The following is a 19,046-nucleotide window of genomic DNA, read 5'->3' on the forward strand; positions in this document are numbered from 1 at the left end:
CGACCCGCTCGCTCCTACAGAAACAGGTGAAAAAAAGGCCCGCATTGCGCGGGCCTTTTTATTTGCGGGAGGAAGGGGATCAGCCCGCTACCAGCACCCGGATCGCTTCCAGGCGCAGCGCCGCTTTCTCCAGCATGGCCAGGCCTTGTTCGCGCTGCTTGCGCAGGGCTTCCAGCTCGCTGTCGCGCACGCTCGGGTTGACCGCCTGCAACGCGGTCAGGCGCGCCAGCTCTTCATCGGTGTCGGCGGCCAGGCGGCGTTGCGCTTCGGCCACGCGCTCGGCGTGACGCGGGGCGATCTTGGTTTCGCCGGCGTTGATCTTCGGCGCCAGCTGGTCGCGCTGGGCCTGGATGAACTTGTTGGCGCTGGCCTTGGGAACGCTTTCCAGCTGGTCGTTGAGGGTCTCGAAAGCGACGCGCGCGGCCAGGTCGTTGCCGTTGGCGTCCAGCAGGCAGCGCAGGGCGGCCGGCGGCAAGTAGCGGCCCAGTTGCAGCGAGCGGGGGGCCACCACCTCACTGACATACAGCAGTTCCAGCAATACGGTGCCGGGTTTCAGCGCCTTGTTCTTGATCAGCGCCACGGCGGTGTTGCCCATGGAGCCGGACAGCACCAGGTCCATGCCGCCTTGCACCATCGGGTGCTCCCAGGTGATGAACTGCATGTCTTCGCGAGACAGCGCCTGGTTGCGGTCGTAGGTGATGGTCACGCCTTCGTCGTCGCCCAGCGGGAAGCTGGCGTCGAGCATTTTTTCGCTCGGCTTGAGGATCAGGGCGTTGTCCGAATGGTCTTCGCTGTCGATGCCGAAAGCGTCGAACAGGGTTTCCATGTAGATCGGCAGGGCGAACTGGTCGTCCTGTTCGAGGATCGCCTCCACCAGCGCCTCGCCTTCGCCGGCACCGCCGGAGTTGAGCTCCAGCAAGCGGTCGCGTCCGGTGTGCAGCTCGGCTTCCAGGCGTTCGCGCTCGGCGCGCGCTTCGTCGATCAGCGCTTGCCACTGGCCGTCGTCGGCTTCTTCCAGCAGCGGCAGCAGGCGCGGGCCGAACTGATGCTGCAGGGCGTTGCCGGTCGGGCAGGTATTGAGGAAGGCGTTCAGCGCCTCGTGGTACCACTGGAACAGGCGTTCTTGCGGGCTGGTTTCCAGGTACGGCACATGCAGCTCGATCACGTGTTTCTGACCGATCCGGTCGAGACGGCCGATCCGCTGTTCCAGCAGGTCCGGGTGCGACGGCAGGTCGAACAGCACCAGGTGGTGGGCGAACTGGAAGTTGCGGCCTTCGCTGCCGATTTCCGAGCAGATCAGCACCTGGGCGCCAAATTCCTCATCGGCGAAGTAGGCGGCGGCGCGGTCGCGCTCGAGGATGTTCATGCCTTCATGGAACACCGTGGCCGGAATGCCGGAGCGCACGCGCAGGGCGTCTTCCAGGTCCATGGCGGTTTCCGCGTGGGCGCAGATCACCAGGACCTTGGTGCGCTTGAGCATCTTCAACTGGTCGATCAGCCACTCGACCCGCGGGTCGAATTTCCACCAGCGCTCTTCTTCGCCGGCGTCCGGCTGGGCCTGGAAGCTGACTTCCGGGTACAGCTCGGCGTGTTCGCCCAGCGGCAGCTCCAGGTATTCGTCCGGGCATGGCAGCGGGTAGGGGTGCAGCTTGCGCTCGGGGAAGCCTTGCACCGCGGCGCGGGTGTTGCGGAACAGCACGCGGCCGGTGCCGTGGCGGTCCAGCAGCTCGCGCACCAGGCGCGCGCTGGCTTCGCTGTCGCCATCGTTGACGGCGGCGAGCAGGGCTTCGCCCTCGTTGCCGAGGAAACCCTGGATGGTCTGGTGCGCGGTTGGCGACAGGCGGCCGTTATCCAGCAGTTCCTGCACGGCTTCGGCCACCGGGCGATAATTGTCGCTCTCGGCGCGGAAGGCGGCGAGGTCGTGGAAACGGTTCGGATCGAGCAGGCGCAGACGGGCGAAGTGGCTGTCCTGGCCCAGCTGTTCCGGGGTGGCGGTGAGCAGCAGGACGCCAGGAATGACTTCGGCCAGCTGTTCCACCAGCGCGTATTCCGGGCTGACCTGGTCTTCGTGCCACACCAGGTGGTGAGCTTCGTCGACCACCATCAGGTCCCAGCCGGCGGCGAACAGCGCGTCCTGGGCCTTCTCGTCGTCCACCAGCCATTCCAGGGCGACCAGGGCGAGCTGGGTGTCCTCGAAGGGGTTGGTGGCATCGCTTTCGATGAAACGTTCTTCGTCGAACAGCGCGACCTGCAGGTTGAAGCGCCGGCGCATTTCCACCAGCCACTGGTGCTGCAGGTTTTCCGGGACCAGGATCAGCACGCGGCTGGCACGGCCCGACAGCAGCTGGCGATGAATCACCAGGCCGGCTTCGATGGTCTTGCCCAGGCCCACTTCGTCCGCCAGCAGGACCCGCGGTGCGATCCGGTCGGCGACTTCACGGGCGATGTGCAACTGGTGGGCGATAGGCTGGGCGCGCGCGCCGCCCAGGCCCCACAGCGGCGATTGCAGCTGGCGGCTGGTGTGTTCCAGGGTGTGGTAGCGCAGGGAGAACCAGGCCAGCGGGTCGATCTGCCCGGCGAACAGACGGTCGCTGGCCAGGCGGAACTGAATGAAGTTCGAGAGCTGGGTTTCCGGCAGGGTGACGGTTTCGTTCTGCCCGTTGAGGCCGTGATAGACCAGCAGGCCGTCGACGTCGTCGACTTCGCGCACGGTCATCTTCCAGCCTTCGAAGTGGGTGATGGTGTCACCCGGGGAAAACCTCACACGCGTGAGGGGCGCATTCCGTAGCGCATACTGGCGAGTGTCGCCAGTGGCCGGGTAGAGCACGGTCAGCAAGCGGCCGTCCTGTGCCAGAACGGTGCCTAGACCTAGCTCGGCTTCGCTGTCACTGATCCAGCGTTGCCCCGGTTGATACTGCTGCGCCATGCTGCCTGACTCCCGCCTTGAAAAAGCCGGCTATGTTAACGGATCGACGCCCTCAGGCCAAAGGGCTGTGACAAAAACTACTACGCTTGGAAGGTAGCGTATCGGCGGCGTTTGTCGGGCCTCGCGGCACTATCGGCTGACGACTGGGTCACAAGTTTGCGACCGATGGCTCAAGTCGTCCCCTCAGCAGCCGACAGCCTGCCGACAGGAGAATAAATAATATGCTGCCTCCGATGCTGCCCTTGAGTGCCGTGCCAGTGACCTCCCAGCAGGACCCGATCCGGCCGCGTCCGGATATCCCGCCGGTGGTGCCGGTGCAACAGAGTTCCAACGAAAGCACCATCGACCTGCAAAAACGCGACGCCGAACAGTCGGCGTTGCTGCTGCGCGAAGAACAGCAACGCCAGCAGCAAAAGCACAAGCGCCAGCGCGAGGCGGAGGATGATCCCGAGCTGCATCTGGCAGTGCCCGGCGACGAACTGAACGCCGACAATACCGTGCCTGTGGTGCCGCTGATCGAGGATGCGCCGCGCCAGGGGCTGTGGGTCGACGTCGAGGTCTAGGCGGTCTTTCCAAGCTTCAATCATGTGTGGCGCTGGTCAGCCGCCGCGTCACGCCGCATTATGGGCCGACCCGCAAGGGCCGTAGCCCGTTATCCAGCGGCTTCGGTCGACATTGACCCGAACGATGCAAGAGCCATGAGCCAAGACGACAACCTGATCGACCTGAACGCCGAACGTACCAAGCGTGTGCATGACCTGAAGGAAAAGCGCCTGAATGAAGTACGCCAGGCATTCGAGCAGGCCATGCCGCTGGGCAAGCCGAAAAAGAAACCGAAAAAGCCGAAAAAGCGCTGATCCGGGCGCGATCCGTTGATACAAGTCAGTTATTTCCCCTCCCTGTCGCCCTGTCGTGGGCGACATTGACCCCGGTCAATTTTCCCCGCCGCCTCTTTGGTTAACTTAGCCCCATCGCAACAGGGCAGAGCAGGAGGCCAGTCATGTTTTTCGATAATGTGGTGTTCGCCGGAGTGCTGACCGTCGGCCTCATGGTTCTGTTTTTCGCAGGGTTTGGATTCTTCATCTGGAAAGACGCGAATAAGCGCAAAAAACCTTAAATCTTTCCAGTCACGAGCACGCAAGGCATTTTGGGCAACTTCGGTTGCCCTTTTTTTTGCCTATGGCTTTTGTAGGAGCGAGGCTTGCCCGCGATGGGCTGCAACGCAGCCCTACCATCTGATTCCGCGCCTGGCCTGGAGACAGGCATCGCCCAAACGAACCCCATCGCGGGCAAGCCTCGCTCCTACGGCGATCGATCATTACCGCAGGCATGAAAAAAGGTGCGACCCGAGGGGCGCACCTTTTTTTGTCGCGAGCCTGAAAATCAGGTCCCGAGGGCTTTCGACGCCAGCCAGAACAAACCGGCCGACAGGGCCACGGTCGCCGGCAGGGTCAGCACCCAGGCCAGCAGGATGGTGCGCACGGTGCCGCTTTGCAGGCCGCTTTTGTTGGCGACCATGGTCCCGGCCACGCCCGAAGACAGTACGTGAGTGGTCGATACCGGCAGGCTGAAGATGTTGGCCATGCCGATCAGGCCGGCGGCGGTGATCTGCGCCGACATGCCCTGGGCGTAGGTCATGCCTTGCTTGCCGATCTTCTCGCCGATGGTCTGCACCACGCGTTTCCAGCCGATCATGGTGCCCAGGCCGAGGGCCAGGGCCACGGCCAGGATTACCCAGAACGGGGCGTATTCGGTGGTGGCGGTCAGGTCCTTGCGCAGCTTGTCCAGGTCGGCCTTTTCACGGGCGGCGAGGCCTGGCAGCTTGCCGACTTTCTTCGCCGTGTCGTCCAGGCAGAGCAGGTAGCGACGGACTTCGATGCGGCTTTCGGCCGGCAGCGAATGGTAGTCGGCGACACCCTTGAGCGAGCCCAGCAGCGCGTTGATGGTCGGTTCGGTCTGTTGCGGGTTGCAGCGGAACTTGCCCGGCAGGTCGTCCTTCACGCTCTTGCCCAGGGCCAGGAATTCGCCCAGGGAATCCTGGTTGCGCTGGTAGAACTGGCTCAGGTGCAGGGTGGCGTCGCGGGTACGCTCGATCTGGTAGGTGGTGCTGTTCAGGTCAAGCACGAACTGCGCCGGCACGATACCGATCAGCACCAGCATGATCAGGCCGATACCTTTCTGGCCGTCGTTGGAGCCGTGCACGAAGCTCACGGCCATGGCCGAGATCACCAGGACCAGGCGGTTCCAGAAAGGCGGGTGTTTCTTGTCGTCGATCTTGCGGCGGTCTTCCGGGGTCTTGTGCATCTTCGAGATCGGACGCCACCACTTCAGGCCGATCAGCACCAGGGCGGCAATCACGAAGCCGGCCATGGGCGAGAACACCAGGGAGGCGCCGATATCGATCGCTTTCTGCCAGTTCACGCCATCGCCCAGGGGGATGTCGTTGAGCAGGGCATTGGCCAGGCCGACGCCGAGGATCGAGCCGATCAGCGTATGGGAGCTGGAGGCGGGGATGCCGAAGTACCAGGTGCCCAGGTTCCAGGTGATGGCTGCGGCCAGCAACGAGAAAACCATGGCCAGGCCGTGGCCGGTGTTGACATTGATCAGCAGCTCGACCGGCAGCAGGTGGACGATGGCATAGGCCACGCCGACGCCGCCCAGCAGCACGCCGAGGAAATTGAATACACCGGAAAAGAACACGGCCAGGTGCGGCGGCATGGCCTTGGTGTAGATAACAGTGGCAACCGCATTTGCGGTGTCATGAAAGCCGTTGATGAACTCGTAGGCGAGGACAAAAGCCAGGGCGAGCAAGAGGCTCACAAGCACCCAAGCATCCAGTCCGCTGAATAAATCGATCATGAAGGTTTTCTGACCCGGTCATAAGGGGGCGCGATTATGCCAGAAAACCCTGCTAATCAATGCACCAGGTGCTCGTTGGTAACATTCTTCAACGAAAAAACCGGAGGCAGGCCAGTGGCCATGCCTTTTTCTGGGGCATGGGCAAGCCATTGATTTTATTGGGGCACCTGCTCAAGGCCGGGGATGCGGCGCTCCATCAGGCGTCTCAAACGCTTGTATGAAATTTCAGCCTTGGAGCGCTTTTCGCCTTTCATCCCGAGCTTGTACCCGGTGGCGGTTGCCCGGCCTGCAATCGATAGCGAACCACCAGTCGTCGGGTAGTCCGCGCCCTCAGTCGAACACTGTCACGGTTGTTCGGCCTTGAGCTCTTTTTCCATCTTTTGCAGTTCCTGGGTAAAAGCCTGATCGAGGATGCTGGCACGCTTGCGCCAGGGTTTGCGTTCAGGTTCGGGCTGGGCGGCGTAAGTGGTGACTTCGCCTCCGTAAACTTCCTTGTAACGTTGTTCCTGGCGCTCAAGTTCAGCGCGCAGTTCTTCTTTCGTCACAGTGTTACCTAATTGAGTTGAGAGAGTTCCGGTGATACGCACTGCGTCAATCGGCTGTGGCGAGCCGACGCATACTCGCCTCGATCAGGCTGGAGTTGCGCTGGGATTCGCCAAACCGTGTTCTTGTCGCATGCGGCCACGCCACCGGATCAGAACAGCTGTCGTAGCAACAGTTGTTTTTTGCAAACGCATGGACCGGACATAGAGGGATGAGCGTTGAGCGTTTGCAGCAGGGAACACCGTCATGGGTTGCCTGGTAATACGGCTGAACTCGGGAAATACCGGAGATCAGTAGGCTCATTATAGCCGCGGTCATGGCGGACACTATCTACAAATAAGTTAAAAGTCGTCAACTTCATATCAAGGTTTTATGACACGAAAGTGTTAACTGGAGTCGCCGGATAATCCTCGGCAATAGTTGTGTAACAAGACAAGTTGTAAGGATTAAAACGCAAGCACGTGTTTTATGGATGCCCAGATCCGCTGCAACAGTCCGGTGCAGCCAGTCCGGGTGGATTGCGATTATCGGGCGCTGGTTCGATAATCGCCCAATGTTGACCGCCCAGGCTTGTGCCTGTTCGCCAGTACGGCTTGTAATAAGCCAGACTTCCGCCGCAGAGAACCTCCATGAACGATCAATTGCGTAATTCCTTCGCTTCCGCGGCGCCGCCGATTGTCGCTTCGCCGGCCAAGCGGATCCAGGCGCTGACGGGTGATCCGGATTTCATGACCTCTCTGGCCCGCGGGCTGGCGGTGGTTCAGGCCTTTCAGGAACGCAAGCGCCATCTGACCATCGCCCAGATCAGCCACCGCACGGAGATCCCCCGCGCCGCGGTGCGCCGTTGCCTGCACACCTTGATCAAGCTGGGGTACGCCACCACCGATGGCCGGACCTACTCGCTGCTGCCCAAGGTGCTGACGCTGGGGCATGCCTACCTGTCGTCCACGCCCCTGGCGGTATCGGCGCAGCCATACCTGGACCGGATGAGTGAACAGCTGCACGAAGCCTGCAACATGGCCACCCTGGAAGGCGACGACATTCTCTACATCGCCCGTTCGGCCACCACCCAGCGCCTGATCTCGGTCGATCTCTCGGTGGGCGGGCGCCTGCCGGCCTATTGCACCTCCATGGGCCGGATCCTGCTGGCGGCGCTGGACGATGCCTCGCTGCGCGAGTACCTCGAGCATGCCGACCTGCAAGCCAAGACCAGCCGTACCCTGCATACGCCAGAGGCATTGCTCGAATGCCTGCAACAGGTCCGGCAGCAAGGCTGGTGCATCGTCGACCAGGAGCTGGAGCAAGGCCTGCGCTCCATCGCCGTGCCGGTGTACGACGCCTCGGGCCAGGTACTGGCGGCGCTGAACGTCAGCACCCATGCCGGTCGCGTCAGCCGCGCCGAGCTGGAGCAGCGTTTCCTGCCGGGGTTGCTCAACGCCAGCCGCGATCTCAGCGCCCAGCTGTTCGCTTGAGGCCCGTACTTAAGCTGTTCGATAAACGCACAGATACGCGCCGGGCGAATTGACGCTCTTTCCCTTGCCTCATTAATGTCGCGGCAGCGTCATCCGGCCACTGGAGCCAGCGGCTCAACGGCCGGGTAACGCCCCGATAATAATGAAGAGGCCAACCCCCCATGAGCACCGTCCCCGCGCCCAGCCGCGCGCCCTTGTCCTGCCTTCGCCTGCCGACGGCCTGATCCCCGAGCCCTTTTCGACCTGAACCGCCCAGCCCTGGCTGGCGCCTGTTCGCCTGCGTTTTCTGCGTGGAATAAAAATAATGAACCAGCCTCAATCCGCTGTAGGGAACTGCCTCGATGTGCAGTCCTTCATCAATGCCCAGCCGCTGTCGCGTTACCAGTGGCGGGTGGTGATCCTGTGTTTCCTGATTGTGTTCCTCGATGGCCTCGATACCGCGGCCATGGGGTTCATCGCGCCGGCCCTGTCCCAGGACTGGGGCATCGACCGCGCCAGCCTTGGCCCGGTGATGAGCGCGGCGCTGATCGGCATGGTCTTCGGCGCCCTGGGGTCCGGTCCGCTGGCCGACCGCTTCGGGCGCAAGGTGGTGCTGGTGGGAGCGGTGCTACTGTTCGGGGCCTTCAGCCTCGCGTCTGCCTACAGCACCAATGTCGATCAGTTGCTGGTGCTGCGTTTCCTCACCGGCCTGGGCCTGGGCGCCGGGATGCCGAACGCCACCACGCTGCTCTCCGAGTACACCCCCGAGCGTCACAAGTCGCTGCTGGTGACCAGCATGTTCTGCGGCTTCAACCTGGGCATGGCGGGCGGCGGTTTCATTTCCGCCAAGCTGATCCCGGCGTTCGGCTGGCATAGCCTGCTGCTGATCGGCGGGATCCTGCCGCTGATCCTGGCCGTGGTGTTGCTGGCCTGGCTGCCGGAGTCGGCGCGCTACCTGGTGGTGCGCAATCGCGGCACGGACAAAGTGCGCAAGGCCCTGGCCCCCATCGAACCGGCCACCGTCGGCCAGGCCTCGAGTTTCAGCGTGCCGGAACAGAAGACGGTGAAAGCGCGCAACGTGTTCGCGGTGATTTTCTCCGGCACCTACAGCGTCGGCACCTTGCTGTTGTGGCTGACCTATTTCATGGGGCTGGTGATTGTCTACCTGCTGACCAGCTGGCTGCCGACCCTGATGCGGGACAGCGGCGCGAGCATGGAGCAGGCGGCCTTTATCGGCGCGCTGTTCCAGTTCGGCGGGGTGCTCAGCGCCGTGGCGGTGGGCTGGGCCATGGACCGCTTCAACCCGCACAAGGTCATCGGCACCTTCTACCTGCTGGCCGGCGTCTTTGCCTACGCGGTCGGGCAGAGCCTGGGCAATATCACCTTGCTCGCCACCCTGGTGCTGATCGCCGGCATGTGCGTCAACGGCGCGCAATCGGCGATGCCGTCCCTGGCGGCGCGCTTCTATCCGACCCAGGGCCGCGCCACCGGTGTGTCGTGGATGCTGGGCATCGGCCGCTTCGGGGCGATCCTCGGGGCCTGGATGGGCGCCACGCTGCTGGGCCTGGGCTGGAACTTCGAGCAGGTGCTGACGGCGCTGGTGATCCCGGCGGCGCTGGCGACCACGGCGGTGGTGATCAAGGGCATGGTCAGCCATGCTGACGCGACCTGATCGATAACCCTATCGCGGGCGGCGATCCGGCTTGCCCGCGATGCTCCTGTTAATAGATAGCCCGACAACAATCCGTTCGATAAACGAACACTCAGTCGATTATCGGATTGTTTGGGTTTTTTCCCCGGCTTAATCTTCAGTCATTCCGGCGGCACCCCTTGCGCCTTTTCTTCCTGCCGCTCCATCACAATCGGGAGATCCCCCATGGCTGAAATCCTTTCGCTGCACGATGCGGTGAAGCAGTTCGTCAACGACGGCGATACCGTCGCGCTCGAAGGCTTCACCCACCTGATCCCCACGGCCGCGGGTCATGAAATCATCCGCCAGGGCAAGAAAGACCTGACCCTGGTACGGATGACCCCTGACCTGATCTACGACCAGTTGATCGGTGCCGGTTGTGCTCGCAAGCTGATTTTTTCCTGGGGGGGCAACCCGGGCGTGGGTTCCCTGCATCGCCTGCGCGATGCCGTGGAGAAACAATGGCCGCACGCCCTGGAAATCGAAGAGCACAGCCACGCCGACCTGGCCAACGCCTATGTGGCCGGCGCCTCGGGCCTGCCGTTCGCGGTGCTGCGCGCCTATGCCGGCTCGGACCTGCCCAAGGTCAACCCGCTGATCAAGAGCGTGACCTGCCCCTTCACCGGCGAAGTGCTGGCGGCGGTGCCGTCGGTGCGTCCCGATGTCACCGTGATCCACGCGCAAAAGGCCGACCGCAAGGGCAACGTGCTGCTGTGGGGCATCCTCGGCGTGCAGAAAGAAGCCGCCCTGGCCGCCAAGCGCTGCATCGTCACTGTGGAAGAAATCGTCGACGACCTGAACGCCCCGATGAACGCCTGCGTGCTGCCGACCTGGGCCCTGAGCGCGGTCTGCCACGTGCCGGGTGGCGCCCATCCGTCCTACGCCCACGGCTACACCGAGCGCGACAACATTTTCTACCAGGCCTGGGACCCGATCGCCCGCGACCGTGAAACCTTCACCGCCTGGATCAACGAATACATCCGCGGCAGCGCCGACTTCAGCGAATTCCAGGCCAAGCTGGCCGCAGCAACGGGGGCCAAGTAATGACCTACACCACCAATGAAATGATGACCGTGGCCGCCGCTCGCCGCCTGCAGAACGGCTCGGTGTGTTTTGTCGGCATCGGCCTGCCGTCCAAGGCGGCCAACCTGGCACGCCTGACCTCGTCGCCGGACGTGGTGCTGATCTACGAATCCGGTCCGATCGGCGCCAAGCCCAGCGTATTGCCGCTGTCCATCGGTGACGGCGAACTGGCCGAAACCGCCGACACCGTGGTGCCGACCGGCGAAATCTTCCGCTACTGGCTGCAAGGCGGGCGCATCGATGTCGGCTTCCTCGGCGCGGCCCAGGTCGACCGCTTCGGCAACATCAACACCACTGTGGTCGGCGACTACCACCAGCCGAAAGTCCGCCTGCCGGGCGCGGGTGGCGCGCCGGAGATCGCCGGTTCCGCCAAGAGCGTGTTGATCATCCTCAAGCAGTCGTCGCGCTCCTTCGTCGACAAGCTCGACTTCATCACCTCGGTCGGCCATGGCGAGGGCGGCGATTCGCGCAAGCGCCTGGGCCTGCCAGGGGCCGGGCCGGTGGGGATCATCACTGACCTGTGCATCATGGAGCCGGAAGCCGGCAGCCATGAATTCGTGGTGACCTCGCTGCACCCCGGCGTGACCCGCGAGCAAGTGGTAGCCGCCACCGGCTGGGCGATCCGCTTTGCCGACCAGGTGGCCGAGACCGCCGCGCCGACCGAGGTCGAACTGACCGCCCTGCGTGACCTGGAAGCCCGCACCGCCGCGGCCCATGGCCAGACTCCGGGAGAAGCCTGATGCGCGAAGTGTTTATCTGTGACGCCATTCGTACCCCCATCGGCCGCTTTGGCGGCGGCCTTTCGAGCGTCCGCGCCGACGATCTGGCCGCCGCGCCGATCAAGGCGCTGATCGAGCGCAACCCCTCGGTGGACTGGAGCGCGCTGGACGAGGTGTTCCTCGGCTGTGCCAACCAGGCCGGCGAAGACAACCGCAACGTGGCGCGCATGGCGCTGCTGCTGGCCGGCCTGCCGGAGACTGTCCCGGGGGTGACCCTCAACCGCCTGTGCGCCTCGGGCATGGATGCCATCGGCACCGCCTTCCGCGCCATCGCCAGCGGCGAGATGGAGCTGGCCATCGCCGGCGGCGTCGAGTCGATGTCTCGTGCGCCCTTTGTCATGGGCAAGGCCGACGCCGCCTTTTCGCGCAACATGAAGCTGGAAGACACCACCATCGGCTGGCGCTTCATCAACCCGCTGATGAAAGCCCAGTACGGCGTGGACGCCATGCCGCAGACCGCCGACAACGTGGCCGACGACTACCGGATCTCCCGCGCCGACCAGGACGCGTTCGCCCTGCGCAGCCAGCAACGCACCGCGGCGGCCCAGGCGGCCGGGTTCTTCGCCGAGGAAATCGTCCCGGTGCGCATCGTCCACAAGAAGGGCGAGACCCTGGTCGAGAAGGACGAGCACCCACGGGCCGATACCTCGCTGGAAACCCTGGGCAAGCTCAAGCCGGTCAATGGCCCGGACAAGACCGTTACCGCCGGCAACGCCTCGGGCGTCAACGACGGGGCGGCGGCGCTGATCCTGGCCTCGGCCGCGGCCGTGAAGAAGCACGGCCTGACCCCGCGGGCCCGGGTGCTGGGCATGGCCAGTGCCGGCGTCGCACCGCGGGTGATGGGCATCGGCCCGGTGCCGGCGGTGCGCAAACTGACCGAGCGCCTGGGCGTGGCGGTCAGCGATTTCGACGTGATCGAACTCAACGAAGCCTTCGCCAGCCAGGGCCTGGCGGTGTTGCGCGAGTTGGGGCTGGCGGACGACGCACCGCAGGTCAACCCCAACGGCGGCGCCATCGCCCTCGGCCATCCGCTGGGCATGAGCGGTGCGCGCCTGGTATTGACCGCGCTGCATCACCTGGAAAAGACCGGCGGCAGCAAAGGCCTGGCGACCATGTGCGTGGGTGTCGGCCAGGGCCTGGCGCTGGCCATCGAGCGCGTGTGATGCAAGGGGGAGGCGAGCCAGGCTGCTCCGGCAGGCTGGCGCGCGACAGGGCCGTATCGGCCCTGCCCCCCAAAGGTCGTCTTGCGGAACGGGACTGTTACCAATTATGTCTAGACTCAAACTGTCCCCAAAGAGTGAAAAGCCATGACAACGTTAACCAGCCACTACACGGCGGAAGAACGCGGCAAGAGGATCTTCGCGATCGTCGGCGCTTCCTCCGGCAACCTGGTCGAGTGGTTCGACTTCTACGTCTACGCCTTCTGTGCGATCTATTTCGCTCCGGCGTTTTTCCCTTCTGACGATCCCACCGTTCAGTTGCTCAACACCGCCGGCGTGTTCGCCGCCGGGTTCCTGATGCGCCCCATCGGCGGCTGGCTGTTCGGCCGGGTGGCCGACAAGCACGGGCGCAAGAATTCGATGATGATCTCGGTGCTGATGATGTGCGCCGGCTCCCTGGTCATCGCTTTCCTGCCGACCTACGCCAGCATCGGCGCCTGGGCGCCGGCGCTGCTGTTGCTGGCGCGGCTGTTCCAGGGGCTGTCGGTGGGCGGTGAATACGGCACCACCGCGACCTACATGAGCGAAGTCGCCCTCAAGGGCCAGCGCGGTTTCTTCGCCTCGTTCCAATACGTGACGCTGATCGGCGGACAGTTGCTGGCGGTGCTGGTGGTGGTGATCCTGCAACAGTTCCTCGACGAGGCGCAGCTCAAGGCCTGGGGCTGGCGGATTCCCTTCGTGATCGGTGCCATCGCCGCGCTGATCTCGTTGCTGCTGCGGCGCTCGCTGAAAGAAACCACCAGCAAGGAAGTCCGCGAAGACAAGGAAGCGGGCAGCGTCGCGGCGCTGTTCAAGAACCACTCGAAGGCTTTCATCACCGTGCTGGGTTATACCGCCGGCGGCTCGCTGATTTTCTACACCTTCACCACCTACATGCAGAAATACCTGGTGAACACCGTCGGGATGCACGCCAAGACCGCCAGCTACATCATGACCGGCGCGCTCTTCCTTTATATGTGCATGCAGCCGCTGTTCGGCATGCTGGCCGACCGCATCGGCCGGCGTAACTCGATGCTCTGGTTCGGCGCGCTCGGCACGCTGTGCACCGTGCCGATCCTCTTGACCCTGAAAACCATCACCAGTCCGTTCCTGGCCTTCGTGCTGATTACCCTGGCCCTGGCGATCGTCAGTTTCTACACCTCCATCAGCGGCCTGGTAAAAGCCGAGATGTTCCCGCCACAAGTGCGGGCGCTGGGTGTCGGGCTGGCCTATGCGGTGGCCAACGCGGTGTTCGGCGGCTCGGCGGAATACGTGGCCCTGGGCCTGAAATCCATGGGCATGGAAAATACCTTCTACTGGTACGTGACGGCGATGATGGCGATTGCCTTCCTGTTCAGCCTGCGCCTGCCCCGGCAGGCGGCCTACCTGCACCACGATCTATGACCTCTCTGCGCGCGCCCTTGGGGCGCGCGCGCCAAAGGATTGTTTATGAGCACACCGGCGAGCAATCAACTGTTCGATGCCTACTTCACTGCCCGCGATATGCGCGAGGTGTTCTGCGACCAGGGCCGGGTCCAGGCCATGCTGGATTTCGAGGCCGCGCTGGCCAGGGCGCAGGCCCGGGTCGGGGTGATTCCGGCGGGCGCCGTGGCGCCGATCGAGGCGGCCTGCCGGGCCGGGCTCTATGATTTTTCCGCCCTGGGCCAGGCCATCGCCACGGCGGGCAACTCGGCGATTCCGCTGGTCAAGGCCCTGGGCAAGCAGATTGCCCGCAGCGATGCCAGCGCCGAGCGTTATGTGCATCTGGGGGCGACCAGCCAGGACGTGATGGACAGCGGGCTGATCCTGCAACTGCGGCAAGCGCTGGGCCTGGTCGAGCACGACCTGGCGCGCCTGGGCGACCTGCTGGCCGCGCAGGCCCGGCGTTATGCCGCGACGCCGATGGCCGGCCGCACCTGGTTGCAGCACGCCACGCCGGTCACCCTGGGCATGAAGATCGCCGGCTGGCTGGGGGCCGTGACCCGCAGCCGCCAGCGCCTGGCCGAGCTCAGGCCACGCCTGCTGGTGCTGCAGTTCGGCGGCGCTTCCGGGACCCTCGCGGCCCTGGGCGAACAGGCTTTGCCCATTGCCCGGGCCCTGGCCGAGGAACTGCGGCTGGAACTGCCGGAACAGCCCTGGCACACCCAGCGCGACCGGCTGGTGGAGTTCGCCGCGGTGCTGGGCCTGATCGCCGGCAGCCTGGGCAAGCTGGGGCGCGACATCAGCCTGCTGATGCAGACCGAGGCGGCGGAAGTCTTCGAGCCTTCGGCGCCGGGCAAGGGCGGTTCCTCGACCATGCCGCACAAGCGCAACCCGGTAGGCGCGGCGGTGCTGATCAGCGCGGCGACCCGGGTTCCCGGGCTGCTGGCGACGATGTTCGGCGCCATGCCCCAGGAGCACGAACGCAGCCTGGGCCTGTGGCATGCCGAGTGGGAAACCCTGCCGGAGATCTGCTGCCTGGTGTCCGGCGCCTTGCAACAGGCGCTGCTGGTGGCCGAAGGGCTGGAAGTCGACGCCGACCGCATGGGTCGGAACCTCGACCTGACCCGCGGGCTGGTGCTGGCCGAAGCCGTGAGCATCGCCCTGGCCCAGCGCCTGGGGCGCGAAACCGCGCACCACCTTTTGGAACAATGCTGCAAGCGCGCGGTGGCCGAACAACGGCACCTGCGCGCGGTGCTGGCGGACGAACCGCAGGTCACTGCCGAACTGTCGGCGGCGGAACTGGATCGCCTGCTGGACCCCGCGCACTACCTCGGCCAGGCGCAGGCCTGGGTCGAGCGTGCCGTGACCGAACACATTGCCTTGAACGCTTGAAGGAGACTGCCCGTGGCATTCGTACAACTCGCCGATGGCGAACTGCATTACCAACTCGATGGGCCGGACCATGCGCCGGTGCTGGTCCTGTCCAATTCCCTGGGGACCGACCTGCACATGTGGGACATCCAGATCCCGGCCTTTACCCGGCATTTCCGGGTGTTGCGTTTCGACACCCGCGGCCATGGCCGGTCCCTGGTCACGGAAGGGCCGTACAGCATCGAACAATTGGGGCGCGACGTGCTGGCCCTGCTCGATGCATTGAAGATCGAGCGCGTGCATTTCTGCGGCCTGTCCATGGGCGGGCTGATCGGCCAGTGGCTGGGCATCAATGCCGGCGAGCGCCTGCACAAGCTGGTGGTGTGCAACACCGCGGCGAAGATCGGCGATCCGTCGATCTGGAACCCGCGCATCGAAACCGTGCTGCGCGATGGCCAGGCCGCCATGGTGGCGCTGCGCGACGCGTCGATCGCGCGCTGGTTCACCCCGGACTTCGCTGCCGCGCACCCGGACCAGGCCAAGCTGATCACCGACATGCTGGCGGCCACCTCGCCCCAGGGCTATGCGGCCAATTGTGCGGCCGTGCGCGATGCGGACTTCCGTGAGCAACTGGCGGCCATCGACGTGCCGACCCTGGTGGTGTCCGGCACCGAGGACGCGGTCACGCCGCCGTCCGGCGGGCATTTCATCCAGGAGCGCGTACGCGGCGCCGAATACGCCGAGTTCCGGGCGGCACACCTGTCCAACGTCCAGGCCGGCGCCGCGTTCAGCGAGCGGGTCCTGGCCTTTCTGCTGGCCGGCCAGCGCATCTGAGGAATTCCCGTGGACGAGAAACAACGTTACGCCGAAGGCATGCAAGTACGCCGTGCGGTGCTGGGCGATGCCCATGTCGATCGCAGCCTGGCCACCCTGACCGAGTTCAACTCGGAGTTCCAGGAAATGATCACCCGGCACGCCTGGGGCGATATCTGGACCCGTCCGGGCCTGCCGCGCCACACCCGCAGCCTGATCACCATCGCCATGCTGATCGGCATGAACCGCAACGAAGAGCTCAAGCTGCACCTGCGCGCCGCCGCGAACAACGGCGTGAGCCGTGGCGAGATCAAGGAAGTGATCATGCAGAGCGCCATCTACTGCGGCATTCCGGCGGCCAACGCGACCTTCCATCTCGCCGAGTCGGTATGGGACGAGCTGGGCGTCGAATCCCGCGCCTGAGGGCCAACGCCGGCGCCGGGCAACCCGGCGCCGCGACGTTTCAGACCGTGGCCAGGATAAAGATCCGCTTGAACGGAAACAGCGTTCGGCCATCCACCTCGGGCGGATAGTGCTGGTGCACCCGCGCCAGGTAATGCTTGAGGAACCACTGGCGCTCCCGCTCGTTCAACGCCAGCAGCACCGGGCGCAGTGCCGATACCTTGACCCAGTCGAAAATCGGCGACTGGCCCTCGACCACCTGCAAATGCTCGGTTTCCCAGATATCCAGGTCGCGCGTCAGCGGTGCCAGCAGCCGGTAATAACAGTCCAGCGACAGCACCGTGCGTTCGGCCATGAGCTGGCGCAGTTGCGGCGTGCCCAGTGGGGCGCCATCGGGCCCGGGCTGTTCCAGGGTGTCGAGCATCAGCTGGTACCACAGTGCATCCCGCCAGTTGGGCATGTGGGCCGCCAGGCAACCGCCGGGGTTGAGCTGGCGCAACAGATGCGGCAGCAGTTCTTCGTGGCCGTGGATGAAATGCAGCACCGCGGCGGCGAACAGCAGGTCGGCCGGCTGTTCGGCGTGCCAGCGTTGCAGGTCGCAGCGCTGCCATAGCGCCTTGATCGGCAGGTAGCTGGCTTCGCCGAGCATCTCGGCGGAGCTGTCGACGCCGGTCAGCTCGGCCTGTGGCCAGCGCTTGGCCAACAGCTGGGTGGCGATGCCGGTGCCGCAACCCAGGTCATAGATGCATTCGGGGTGTTCCAGGCCAACGCGGTCCAGCAGTTCCACCACCGGTCGCTCCCGCAGGCGGGCGAATTGCTGGTATCCCTGGGGATCCCATTGCGTGCAGGCAATCCTGGCCGTGGTCGGCTGAGGTTTGGTGTTCATGACGATTCCTTTCGTTCAGAGTTGTCTACCGACGACGCTCAGGGTCCTGAGAACCAGGGCCACGCCGCGTCGGGTATCGGCGTCGCGCAGCAGCGACAGCAGTTGCCGCAGGTTCGGCGGGGCCTCCTGGGCGACGGTCTCGGCCTTGGCCAGGCGCAGCGCGTTGCCCAGGCTCCAGGTGACGGCCGTGGCTTCCTCGAACAGCCGGGCGAGTTTCTCCACCATGGGCGGGTCCAGCAGGTCGACCAGGTCCGATAGCAGAGACAACAGGTCGACGAGGTTGTCCAGGCGGCCGCCGTCCAGCAGCGGTTGCAGTTTTTTAAGCAAGGCGTCGAGGCCCGGGTTATGGGCGATATGAAGGGGCAGGCCGTCTGGCCGTTGAGCAGAAGCATCCATGGCGATTCACTCCTCCCTGTGCAGGGTCAAAGCATTCCGCGGGCCACGGCCCAGTACAGGCCGCGATTGAAACCGTTACGCAACAGGCCGCCGAGTTTGCTCGGCGGGGTGGGCAGTACATCGTGGGCGTAGTCGTACCACAGCGGCATCCCGGCATTCAGGCCCATCTGCGCCACGGCCTGTACCCGGCCGTCGTACACCGCGTTGGGCGCGCCCAGGCGAATTTCCGCGGCGATATTGTTGACGATCACCGGTGCCTGGTTATGACAGGCGCCGCCTGCCTTGCTGATGGGCAGGTCGACGGTGTCGCCGATCACGTAGACCCCCTCGAGGCCATAGACCTGCAGGGTTTCATGGTGGGTCGGCAGCCAGCCTTCGCGGTTCGGCGCCTGGGAGGCGCCGGACTCCAGCACCGCGTCCACGGCGCGGATCGGCGGCGTGGCCATCAGGATGTCGAAAGGCTGTGCGTCGCCTTCTTCCGAGTAGGCGATGCGCTGGTCCGGATCGACTTTGCACAGGGTGAAGCCGCGCTGAAAGCGGATGTTCTTCTGCTCGAAGAGGCTCGGCAGGATCTCGCCGGTGGGGCGTTGCAGGAACAGGCAATTGCGCAGCAGCTGGGCGGTGGTGGGGTAGGTGTAGACGATTTCCACCTTGTCCCGTACCCCGCGACGGCGCAGGAAGTCGTCCAGCATCAGGGTGGTTTCCACCGGGGCGATGCCGCACTGGTGGGGCACGTTGGGGGTTTGCGGGAAGGAGACGGTAATGAAGATCCGGCCCTTTTCGATGCGGCTCAAGCGCTGCGCCAGTTGTCGTGCCGGCGCGTACTGGTAGAAATGATCGCCGGCCTCCTTGAGCCCTTCGATGCGCTCCGGCGCCGGCAGGCAACCGGTGGCGATCACCAGGAAGTCGTAGCCCTGGCGTTTGCCGCCGCGGGTGTGCAGTTCCTGGCGGGCAAAGTCGAAGCGAGTGACTTCGTCGACGATAAACCGGATTTCCGGGCGTAGCAGCGAACGTTCCGGGCGTTTGAGTTCTTCCTCGAAGAACAGGTTGAACGCCACGTACATGAAGGCGGGCTTGTAGAAGTGATCCGGGGAGTTGGATAGCAGGCTGACTTTCACTTCGCCGCGCTGGATCTCCGGATACAGTTTGCTGACCAGCTGGTTGGCAACCATGGTGCCGCCAACCCCGCCTCCGACAACGACTATGTGCTTGCTCATCACGTGGGC

18 protein-coding genes are annotated in these 19,046 nt (G+C 64.5%); 12 read left to right on the forward strand and 6 right to left on the reverse strand.

From position 1 onward, the window contains the following. Positions 1-79 precede the first annotated feature (79 nt). Positions 80-2,926: an RNA polymerase-associated protein RapA gene (gene rapA, locus TO66_RS06670; RefSeq protein ID WP_044461587.1), complete on the reverse strand. Its 2,847-nt coding sequence runs from the start codon at positions 2,924-2,926 to the stop codon at positions 80-82. Positions 2,927-3,147: 221 nt separating this feature from the next. On the opposite strand from rapA, the gene TO66_RS06675 reads away from it, so the two are divergent. The 3 genes from TO66_RS06675 (at position 3,148) to ccoM (ending at position 4,043) form a co-directional block, all read left to right on the forward strand. Beyond that, complete coding sequence (locus tag TO66_RS06675) at positions 3,148-3,489, forward strand: hypothetical protein (protein WP_023968071.1); 342 nt, start codon at positions 3,148-3,150, stop codon at positions 3,487-3,489. Between the two features lie 135 nt (positions 3,490-3,624). Beyond that, positions 3,625-3,783, forward strand: a complete 159-nt coding sequence (locus tag TO66_RS33610; protein ID WP_164485749.1) for a hypothetical protein — start codon at positions 3,625-3,627, stop codon at positions 3,781-3,783. Positions 3,784-3,926: 143 nt separating this feature from the next. After that, positions 3,927-4,043, forward strand: a complete 117-nt coding sequence (gene ccoM, locus TO66_RS34115; RefSeq protein ID WP_007959205.1) for a cytochrome c oxidase subunit CcoM — start codon at positions 3,927-3,929, stop codon at positions 4,041-4,043. Positions 4,044-4,309: 266 nt separating this feature from the next. On the opposite strand, the gene TO66_RS06685 is transcribed toward ccoM, so the two are convergent. Next, a complete protein-coding gene (locus TO66_RS06685; RefSeq protein ID WP_044461588.1) occupies positions 4,310-5,785 on the reverse strand; it encodes an inorganic phosphate transporter in 1,476 nt (491 codons plus the stop codon). 344 nt (positions 5,786-6,129) lie between these two features. Further along, positions 6,130-6,330, reverse strand: a complete 201-nt coding sequence (locus TO66_RS06690) for a hypothetical protein (RefSeq protein ID WP_044461589.1) — start codon at positions 6,328-6,330, stop codon at positions 6,130-6,132. A 627-nt stretch (positions 6,331-6,957) separates the two neighbouring features. Here TO66_RS06690 and pcaR point away from each other — a divergent pair. From pcaR to pcaC, 9 genes are all read left to right on the forward strand, one after another. After that, positions 6,958-7,800, forward strand: coding sequence for a pca regulon transcriptional regulator PcaR (pcaR, locus tag TO66_RS06695; RefSeq protein WP_044461590.1), 843 nt, complete (start codon positions 6,958-6,960; stop codon positions 7,798-7,800). Positions 7,801-8,104: 304 nt separating this feature from the next. After that, on the forward strand, positions 8,105-9,451 hold the full coding sequence (locus TO66_RS06700) for an MFS transporter (protein ID WP_044461591.1): 1,347 nt from the start codon (positions 8,105-8,107) through the stop codon (positions 9,449-9,451). A gap of 204 nt (positions 9,452-9,655) precedes the next feature. Further along, entirely contained in the window at positions 9,656-10,513 is an 858-nt protein-coding gene (locus tag TO66_RS06705) for a CoA transferase subunit A (protein WP_009047400.1), read from the forward strand. Further along, positions 10,513-11,292 (forward strand): CoA-transferase subunit beta, encoded by a 780-nt coding sequence (locus TO66_RS06710; RefSeq protein ID WP_038581608.1) that lies wholly within the window; start codon positions 10,513-10,515, stop codon positions 11,290-11,292. The genes TO66_RS06705 and TO66_RS06710 overlap by 1 nt, the downstream gene beginning before the upstream one ends. After that, on the forward strand, positions 11,289-12,494 hold the full coding sequence (gene pcaF, locus TO66_RS06715) for a 3-oxoadipyl-CoA thiolase (RefSeq protein ID WP_177330428.1): 1,206 nt from the start codon (positions 11,289-11,291) through the stop codon (positions 12,492-12,494). The genes TO66_RS06710 and pcaF overlap by 4 nt, the downstream gene beginning before the upstream one ends. A 144-nt stretch (positions 12,495-12,638) precedes the next feature. After that, positions 12,639-13,934 (forward strand): MFS family transporter, encoded by a 1,296-nt coding sequence (locus tag TO66_RS06720; RefSeq protein ID WP_044461593.1) that lies wholly within the window; start codon positions 12,639-12,641, stop codon positions 13,932-13,934. A 45-nt stretch (positions 13,935-13,979) separates the two neighbouring features. Further along, positions 13,980-15,344: a 3-carboxy-cis,cis-muconate cycloisomerase gene (locus tag TO66_RS06725; protein WP_044461594.1), complete on the forward strand. Its 1,365-nt coding sequence runs from the start codon at positions 13,980-13,982 to the stop codon at positions 15,342-15,344. A 12-nt stretch (positions 15,345-15,356) separates the two neighbouring features. After that, on the forward strand, positions 15,357-16,157 hold the full coding sequence (gene pcaD / locus TO66_RS06730; protein ID WP_044461595.1) for a 3-oxoadipate enol-lactonase: 801 nt from the start codon (positions 15,357-15,359) through the stop codon (positions 16,155-16,157). Positions 16,158-16,166: 9 nt separating this feature from the next. Next, positions 16,167-16,559, forward strand: coding sequence for a 4-carboxymuconolactone decarboxylase (gene pcaC / locus TO66_RS06735; protein WP_044461596.1), 393 nt, complete (start codon positions 16,167-16,169; stop codon positions 16,557-16,559). Positions 16,560-16,599: 40 nt separating this feature from the next. Here the strand turns inward: pcaC and TO66_RS06740 are convergent, their stop codons facing one another. The 3 genes from TO66_RS06740 to TO66_RS06750 are packed head-to-tail and all read right to left on the reverse strand — an operon-like array spanning position 16,600 to position 19,037. Then, positions 16,600-17,424 carry a methyltransferase domain-containing protein gene (locus tag TO66_RS06740; protein WP_044461597.1) on the reverse strand — a complete coding sequence of 275 codons (825 nt, stop codon included), beginning with the start codon at positions 17,422-17,424 and terminating at the stop codon, positions 16,600-16,602. 15 nt (positions 17,425-17,439) lie between these two features. Next, complete coding sequence (locus tag TO66_RS06745) at positions 17,440-17,820, reverse strand: DUF1641 domain-containing protein (RefSeq protein WP_044461598.1); 381 nt, start codon at positions 17,818-17,820, stop codon at positions 17,440-17,442. A gap of 26 nt (positions 17,821-17,846) precedes the next feature. Further along, positions 17,847-19,037 (reverse strand): NAD(P)/FAD-dependent oxidoreductase, encoded by a 1,191-nt coding sequence (locus TO66_RS06750; RefSeq protein WP_044461599.1) that lies wholly within the window; start codon positions 19,035-19,037, stop codon positions 17,847-17,849. Between the last annotated feature and the right edge of the window lie 9 nt (positions 19,038-19,046).

The organism is Pseudomonas sp. MRSN 12121 (genome assembly GCF_000931465.1).
In the GTDB taxonomy this organism is placed as follows: Bacteria; Pseudomonadota; Gammaproteobacteria; order Pseudomonadales; family Pseudomonadaceae; genus Aquipseudomonas.